Origin of the sequence: Roseivirga sp. UBA838, assembly GCF_002296035.1 — a bacterium.
Taxonomy (GTDB): domain Bacteria; phylum Bacteroidota; class Bacteroidia; order Cytophagales; family Cyclobacteriaceae; genus Roseivirga; species Roseivirga thermotolerans.
In genome coordinates this window covers 58,598-65,953 of the sequence record NZ_DBHC01000016.1, presented here as the reverse complement: position 1 = coordinate 65,953, position 7,356 = coordinate 58,598, and the positions used below count along the sequence as shown (strand labels likewise).

Genomic DNA, 7,356 nt, shown 5'->3' with positions numbered 1-7,356 from the left:
CGGCATGACGTTCTTTTCGTACATCGAACTCAGTTTTATTTAAAGCTTCACAGGTTTTCGGCTAACTTTAAGTATGAAAAAACTACTGGTTTCAGTACTTCTGCTATTAGTAGCACTTGTAGGCTATATTCTCTTTAAAACCTTTACTTTTAGCTCCAAACAGCTGGAGGTTGCCCTGGTAGAAAAGATAGACGTTCCGGCTAGTGCTACCGCTCATTTGCAAGAGGCGCTGAGACTAAAAACCATCTCCTTCGAAGACCCGGCCAAATTTGACTCTTCGCAGTTTAGCCTTTTCAATGCATTCCTTAAAACAACCTACCCTTTGGCCGATAGCCTTCTGGAACATAGGGTATTTAATGGCTTTAGCCACCTTTACAAATGGGAGGGTTCGCATACAGAATTAAAGCCCATGGTACTAATGGGGCATATTGATGTGGTACCGATAGCTTCTCCCGAGAAATGGACCGTAGAACCTTTTGAAGGGCAAATAAAGGATGGCAAAATATGGGGACGAGGTACCATTGACGATAAATTTTCGGTGGTGGGCATTATGGAAGCTGTAGAGCTCTTACTGGCCGAGGGTTTTCAACCGAAAAGAACACTTTACCTGGCCTTTGGACACGATGAAGAGGTGGGAGGCGAACTGGGCGCCAAAACCATAGCAAGCTTCTTGAAAAATCAGGGGATTGAAGCAGAATACGTACTGGATGAAGGCTACGCCATTACGCAAGGGCTGGTGCCGGGAGTAGACCGTGACGTAGCCATGATTGGTGTGGCAGAAAAGGGCTCCACTACCATTGAATTTACAGTAGATATGGAGGGCGGCCACTCCTCTCAACCGGCTAAAGAAACAGCTATAGATGTGCTAGCCGGAGCGGTAGCCAAACTAAAGGCCGAGCCACTGCCGGCCTCAATCTCCGATGCCATGCAGGGTTTTATAGAACAACTTGGGCCAGAGATGGGCTTTATTAACAAAATGGCATTTGCCAACCGAAAGCTATTCAGTTCACTGATTGTAACCACCTACGAAAACGCAAGCAATGCCGGTAATGCCTTGGTGCGAACCACCACTGCTCCAACCATTTTCGAAGCAGGAATTAAAGAAAATGTGATTCCCACTACAGCCCGCGCTCTGGTAAACTTTAGAATTATTCCGGGTCAAACGGCTGAGGAAGTATTGAAACATGCTATTGAGGTGATTGATGATAACAGGGTAAAGGCCCGATTTTATGGTTTCAACTCCAACCCATCGCCTGTTTCGCCCACTGACAGTAAAGGCTATGAGTGGATTAACCGAAGCATAAAGCAAATTTTTGAAGATACCCACACTGCACCAAACCTGGTAATTGGAGCCACTGATGCCCGGCATTTCTCATTAATCAGCAAACATGTGTATCGCTTTGTACCTTACCACGTCAACGAGGATAACATTAATACCTTTCATGGTATTGACGAACATATTTTGTTGGAAGACTACGCCAACGCCATCCGTTTTTACCGACAGCTGATTCTAAACAGCAACTAGAGGCCGGAAGTCTCTTTAATCGCCCAACTATGGGGGGGTACCTCCTGAGCTTTGGCTATAGCGTGAGGGATAGCAGCGGATACCCCGCAACCCGAGTTACTCGGGTGAGGAGTAGTAGCGAATAGCCCGACCCTTGGGGCACGCCCAAAAAAGCAAGTAGCTGATGTGTCAGAATAGATATATGCCTGACACCTTGGACACAGGCCATGTTCTAGTTGCGCCTTGAAAGGGCCACTATAAAGACTAAAACTAAGGGGAAAGGTAAATCCCTGCCAGCAGCTAGATTGCTACCGGCAGGGGCTTTTATCAGAACCAGCCTGAGCCCAGATTTCGGAAGGGCCAGGGAATTGAAGCAAGTATTAAAATAAGGCCCACAAGATAGAAGGTGGCCACGGCACCAAATTTCTTTGCATCGGTGGCAGCTCTTTTAGCCTTGCTGTAGCCAATGGTGATGAGGGCTATAGCAATGATCATGAGCGTGATGTGTTCTACCGCAAAGAAACGATATACCGGGTTTTGCATAAACCCTTCAACAAACTGCACCTTAGGCGACATAAAATAGAGTATAATACCCAAGACCAGTTGGATATGGGTAAACACCATAGCAAAAAGTGTAATCTTTTTGTCTTTGGCCGTCCATACGCCTCCATTTTTCTTACCAAAGGCGTTGAATATGGCCGCAATGAGTAGAATGAGCACTACCCACCGGAGGCCCGAATGTGCATGTAAAAGTCCTGTATACATGAGATAATTGTTTAAGGTTGAAAATTAATAGCCGCCCCCCATAAGCTTTTCGAACTCAGCCATGGTGTAAGTGGTGTATCCCTCGGGAACGGCAAATTCTTTTGGATCTACTTTACGCTCGGCTACCTTGGTGGCTGTTATGCGCATTTTCATGCCCTGCTCCTCTGTTTCATACTCCAGAGGAAAACCATTAAGCTTTTCAAATTCCTTATGAGTGGCATCGATTTGTTTGGTATACCAAACGTCTATGGTTTGTCCACCATTAATAAGCTGGCCTTTTTGACACTTATAACCCAAAATGGTTTTTGAGCCTTCAAGCGATTTTACGGTTGATTCACCCATGGACTCTTCTTCTTTTTCAATGTCTTCTTTGCTTAGCTTGATATGGAATTTTTGCCCCATCATATCCATCATTATTTCTCCCGTGCGCGATGTTTCATCTGAGATAATAGTTTGGCTACCCCCCATAACCTCCTGACGCAACATTGATTTGTTGCCGGAGATGGTCATGGTGATCTCACCGGGAAGCATAGACTCATAGCCTTTCAAATCGTCTGGTAATTGCACATAGGTAATGCTGTAGATTATGTCGCCTTCAAAACGTTTAGTTTCAGAGGTAAAGGAGCTCAAGACTACAATTGAGCAAATGCTTAGGAGGAGAAATAACTTTTTCATAACTATTGATTTATATTCAAATGTAACGATCATGTAAACACCGTAGACGATTGAGGTGTGAAATGATGGAATAATTTTCAGGATTGATGAAAGCTGCAATTTTTGATACGTTTGGTGGCCCCATATCTATAGAAACCGTTCCGGATCCTTCGGTGGTAGCCGGGGGAGTAGTACTACAGGTAAATGCTACCGGCTTATGCCGGTCGGACTGGCATGGGTGGATGGGACACGATGCAGACATTCGTTTGCCCCATGTACCGGGACATGAACTGGCCGGTACCATTGTAGAAACCGGCAAGGGTGTAAAACGCTTTAAGGTGGGCGACAGGGTAACCGTGCCTTTTGTAGGCGGCTGTGGCCACTGCGAACAATGCACCAGCGGTAATCATCAGGTCTGCGACCACCAATTTCAGCCGGGATTTACCCATTGGGGCAGTTTTGCGGAGTATGTGAGTATTCACTATGCCGATGTGAATCTGGTAAAGCTACCAGACAGTGTGGAGTTCCGAACTGCAGCCAGCCTGGGCTGTAGATTCATCACCTCGTATCGGGCTGTGGTTCATCAGGGAAGGTTAAAACAGGGAGAATGGGTAGCTATTCATGGCTGTGGTGGTGTTGGCCTTTCGGCCCTTATGATTGCCAAAGCAGCCGGAGCACAGGTAATTGCCATAGACATTCAGCCAAAAGCACTTTCTCTGGCTCAGCACTTGGGTGCCGATGTACTGGTAAATGCACGCGAAGTGGAGGTGGTTGAGGCCGTAAAAGAAGCAAGTCATGGAGGGGCTCACCTTTCTATTGATGCTTTGGGTAGCAAACACACTGCTTACAATTCGGTGGCCAACTTAAGAAAACGCGGACGCCACGTGCAGGTGGGGTTACTGGCAGGCAACGATTTTGAACCCAGGCTGCCCATGCAACTAGTAGTGGCCAACGAATTGGAAATACTGGGAAGCCATGGTATGCAGGCTCATGCGTATCCAGAGATGATGGCACAAATAGCTTCCGGCCGACTTAAGCCTGAACGAATGATTGACAGCGAAATTAGCTTGGAAGACGCCTGCAGGCTTTTGCCCAAAATAGGCACCGAAGGGCTTCCGGGCGTCAGCATAATTACTCGCTTTTAAGAGTCGGCCACACCCCGGTGTCTCCTTGGTTTATTATTAGAATTTTAGTGCCGCAAATCCTTTCAACTGATAGGTGGTCATGGTGGTGAGCATTGAAGTGGCTGTTTCCAGCCCCGGAGCCAACCGTGTATGATCAATGTTTCTGCCCATCATGGATTGACTGCACACAAAGATTTTCACCCCGGCTTCTTGCAGCTCCTTAAAAAGCGGCAAATGGGGGTTATCTACTTCGTATTTGGCTTTATAAGCTTCATTGTCTAGCACCGACCAAACAGCACCGGCATGTATAGCCAACACTACTTCCATATTTTCTTTGGGCACCCCTCCCATAGCATGCAAATTGAGTAACCGGGCCACATTCACCAGCGAGTACATAGGCTCTTTGGGGTTTGAACTTCCTGTGGCAATATCTATTACCACTTTGTACTTCATAGTTGGATCGGGTTTTTCGGTGGCATGCGGGGCATTCATAATAGCACCAAAACTTTGAATCACAGGATTCACCATTTCCTGAGCTTGTATAGCGAAGCAGGACGCAAGGCCAATGAGGAGTATGCAAAATATCTTGGTCATTGTGTTTTTGGGTTTGAGGTCAATTAACAAAAAATAGCCAGAAAACTACAGCGCATATTGAAGAATGGCTGTCTTGTGTTAAACCACGGTTAAAAATAAGTGCTTCGTGGTGTTGAGGTTTGATAAGCATACGCTCATACCATATATTGAAACAAACTTTAAGCGCATGGCTCAGGCACCCAACAACCAACTACTTATTGAGGCTTCGTGGGAAATTTGCAACCAATTGGGAGGCATATACACAGTAATTCGATCCAAGCTTCCGGCTACAATCGAAAAGTTTGGATCGAATTATTGTCTTTTGGGACCCTTGGTCAATGATGGGGTAGACGCAGAGTTTGAAGCCATTGCAGAAAGAGATTCTCCCATAGGCCAGGCCGTGGCCGAGTTGGAGAACAAAGGCTACGAGGTGCGTTATGGCACTTGGTTGGTGAGTGGCAGGCCCAAAACTGTTTTACTCAATCCAGAAAATGCCTTCAGCCGCCTGGGCAGCATTAAAAAACAATTGAACGACCAGTTTGGCATACCGGTGGGTAGTGATGATTCACTTTACGATGTATGCCTGCAATGGTGCGATATGGTATTTCAGTTCTTTCAGGTTCTGGAAAAAAAGGAAAAGAACCCAATTCTTTTTCACGGACACGAGTGGATGGTATGCCCAGCCCTACTTCAGGTAGGTACAGAGCTGCAAAAGGTAAAAACCATTTTTACAACACATGCCACCCGCTTGGGCAGGGTTTTAGCCATAACACACAAAAATTTTTACGACATAATGCACGAGATTGATGATGAGGCTATGGCCAAACGCTACGGAATTCCCTCTATTCATCAGTTAGAAAAGAAAGGCGCTCAAAAGGCTGACTGCTTTACTACGGTGAGCGAGATAACGGCTCAGGAATGTGAGGCACTTCTGGGGCAAAAACCCCATCACATTACCCCAAACGGCATTAACATTCAGCGGTTTCAAAACCTGCACAGGGTGCAAATACGGCACGAAAAGTACAAGAAGAACATTGAAAACTTTGTAATCGGCCACTTTTTTAACTCCTCCCCCTTCGACCTGGACAAAACTCTTTTCTTCTTTACCAGCGGCCGCTATGAATATGAAAACAAAGGTTACGACATTACCATTAAGGCCCTAAAGAAGCTCAACGAGCGACTCATACAAGAGCGTGTGGATGTGACCATAGTGATGTTTTTTATTACCAATGCCAGGGTTAAATCTTTTAACCCTGTGGTACTGGAAGCCAAAGCCATGCTAGAAGAACTTAAAAACACCTGCAAATCGGTAGAGCAAGAGATTGCCTCCAACCTTCTAAAAAGTGCAGCATCGGCCAAAGATAATTATCAACTCCCCGACCTCAATCAATTTGTGTCGGACTACTGGCGCCTACGGTACCGCAGAGCTATTCAATCGTGGAAAACTGACCAATGGCCTTTGATTGTCACCCACTTGCTGGAAAATGATCAGGAAGACCCTATACTCAATGGGCTGAGAGAGCAACAGCTGTTCAACAGTCCATTAGATAAGGTGAAGGTGGTTTTTCATCCGGAATTCATTGCCCCTACCAACCCACTGTTTGGCTTGGAGTACTCACAGTTTGTAAGAGGTTGCCACCTTGGTATTTTTCCAAGCTACTACGAACCCTGGGGCTATACACCCCTGGAATGTATTGCCCGGGGAGTACCTACCATTACCAGCGACCTTTCGGGTTTTGGTAGTTACACCCAAAACATCAATGACGATTCTGAAGAAACAGGTGTTTTTGTGCTTCAACGTAAGAACAAATCGGAAGATGAAGTGGTAAATGACCTTACACGAATGATGCTTCAGTTCTCAAAAACCAACTATAACTACCGCGCCATAAAACGCAATAAGCTGGAAGAATTCTCTCAAACCTTCGATTGGCATCAATTGGTAGACCAATACCTCCGAGCCTATACCATTGCCATGGGTTAATCCCATTTAAAATAGGCGTACCCCCTCAGCTGAAAGGTGCTTACGGCTGTCAACGCGGAAGTGGCCACCTTTACCTGAGGAATAACTTTAGATTTATCGTGCCCATAGAGATTGAGCGATTGACCACACACGATTACCTCCACTCCATTGGCCGCCAACTGCTCATACAAGGGAATGTATGGATTGTCTTTTCCATCGTATTTATCCCGATATGCCTCATTATTGATTACTGAGTTGGTGGCCTCGGCATGAATAACCACCGCCACCTTTAACTTGTCTTTAGACACACCACCCACCGCATGAAGATTAATGAGCCTGGCCACATTTGTAGCCGAAAAGTTAATACGTTCAGGGTTATCCATTTTATGAATAAGCTCTATCACAATCTTATACTCCATAGAAGCATCGGGCCGCACATCTACCTCTTCGAGGTCCAGTATGCGCCCATAGTCCTTGATAATTGGGTTGGCCCACTCTCGCTGAGAAAAGCTCTGATGGAAGCACAGCATCAAAAAAAACACTCCTAAAAACCTGATTTTCATACCCTTAATTGTTTATCGATGTAGAAAAGTAAGCATATTATTATTTACCGCACTACTCATTTATATGGTTTGGAGGCAGGCTCCAGAAATTTACTTCTTGCGGCTTCATTAAGTAGTCCAATTACTTAGATACTGAAATGATTGACTAACTGTGGTTCAGGGGCAAATCGCATATCTTCATTGAAAATTTGAATATTTATACCGATTGGTATA

At 45.5% G+C, this 7,356-nt stretch carries 7 protein-coding genes; 3 read left to right on the top strand and 4 right to left on the bottom strand.

The annotated features are described in order from the left end of the window. Positions 1-73 precede the first annotated feature (73 nt). Positions 74-1,525, top strand: coding sequence for a M20 family peptidase (locus tag B3O12_RS05750; protein ID WP_286755610.1), 1,452 nt, complete (start codon positions 74-76; stop codon positions 1,523-1,525). A gap of 306 nt (positions 1,526-1,831) precedes the next feature. Here the strand turns inward: B3O12_RS05750 and B3O12_RS05745 are convergent, their stop codons facing one another. Next, a complete protein-coding gene (locus tag B3O12_RS05745) occupies positions 1,832-2,269 on the bottom strand; it encodes a cytochrome B (RefSeq protein ID WP_189629354.1) in 438 nt (145 codons plus the stop codon). 24 nt (positions 2,270-2,293) lie between these two features. Further along, positions 2,294-2,944, bottom strand: a complete 651-nt coding sequence (locus tag B3O12_RS05740) for a DUF4412 domain-containing protein (RefSeq protein WP_286755609.1) — start codon at positions 2,942-2,944, stop codon at positions 2,294-2,296. Positions 2,945-3,030: 86 nt separating this feature from the next. Here B3O12_RS05740 and B3O12_RS05735 point away from each other — a divergent pair, with 86 nt between their 5' ends. Further along, positions 3,031-4,068 (top strand): zinc-dependent alcohol dehydrogenase family protein, encoded by a 1,038-nt coding sequence (locus tag B3O12_RS05735; protein WP_286755608.1) that lies wholly within the window; start codon positions 3,031-3,033, stop codon positions 4,066-4,068. Between the two features lie 36 nt (positions 4,069-4,104). On the opposite strand, the gene B3O12_RS05730 is transcribed toward B3O12_RS05735, so the two are convergent. Next, the gene (locus tag B3O12_RS05730; protein ID WP_189629351.1) at positions 4,105-4,641 is read right to left on the bottom strand and encodes a DsrE family protein; all 537 of its coding nucleotides are present in this window, start codon (positions 4,639-4,641) and stop codon (positions 4,105-4,107) included. 106 nt (positions 4,642-4,747) lie between these two features. Between B3O12_RS05730 and B3O12_RS05725 the strand changes: the two genes are divergently transcribed. Continuing rightward, positions 4,748-6,601 carry a glycosyltransferase gene (locus B3O12_RS05725; protein WP_286748189.1) on the top strand — a complete coding sequence of 618 codons (1,854 nt, stop codon included), beginning with the start codon at positions 4,748-4,750 and terminating at the stop codon, positions 6,599-6,601. On the opposite strand, the gene B3O12_RS05720 is transcribed toward B3O12_RS05725, so the two are convergent. Further along, the gene (locus tag B3O12_RS05720; protein WP_189629349.1) at positions 6,598-7,143 is read right to left on the bottom strand and encodes a DsrE family protein; all 546 of its coding nucleotides are present in this window, start codon (positions 7,141-7,143) and stop codon (positions 6,598-6,600) included. The two genes, B3O12_RS05725 and B3O12_RS05720, sit on opposite strands and share 4 nt — an antisense overlap. Positions 7,144-7,356 lie beyond the last annotated feature (213 nt).

Coding starts and splice junctions, on each gene's coding strand:
- B3O12_RS05730 (WP_189629351.1), bottom strand. CDS start 4,641: ATGACCAAGATATTTTGCATACTCCTCATTGGCCTTGCGTCCTGCTTC.
- B3O12_RS05740 (WP_286755609.1), bottom strand. CDS start 2,944: ATGAAAAAGTTATTTCTCCTCCTAAGCATTTGCTCAATTGTAGTCTTG.
- B3O12_RS05750 (WP_286755610.1), top strand. CDS start 74: ATGAAAAAACTACTGGTTTCAGTACTTCTGCTATTAGTAGCACTTGTA.
- B3O12_RS05720 (WP_189629349.1), bottom strand. CDS start 7,143: ATGAAAATCAGGTTTTTAGGAGTGTTTTTTTTGATGCTGTGCTTCCAT.
- B3O12_RS05735 (WP_286755608.1), top strand. CDS start 3,031: ATGAAAGCTGCAATTTTTGATACGTTTGGTGGCCCCATATCTATAGAA.
- B3O12_RS05745 (WP_189629354.1), bottom strand. CDS start 2,269: ATGTATACAGGACTTTTACATGCACATTCGGGCCTCCGGTGGGTAGTG.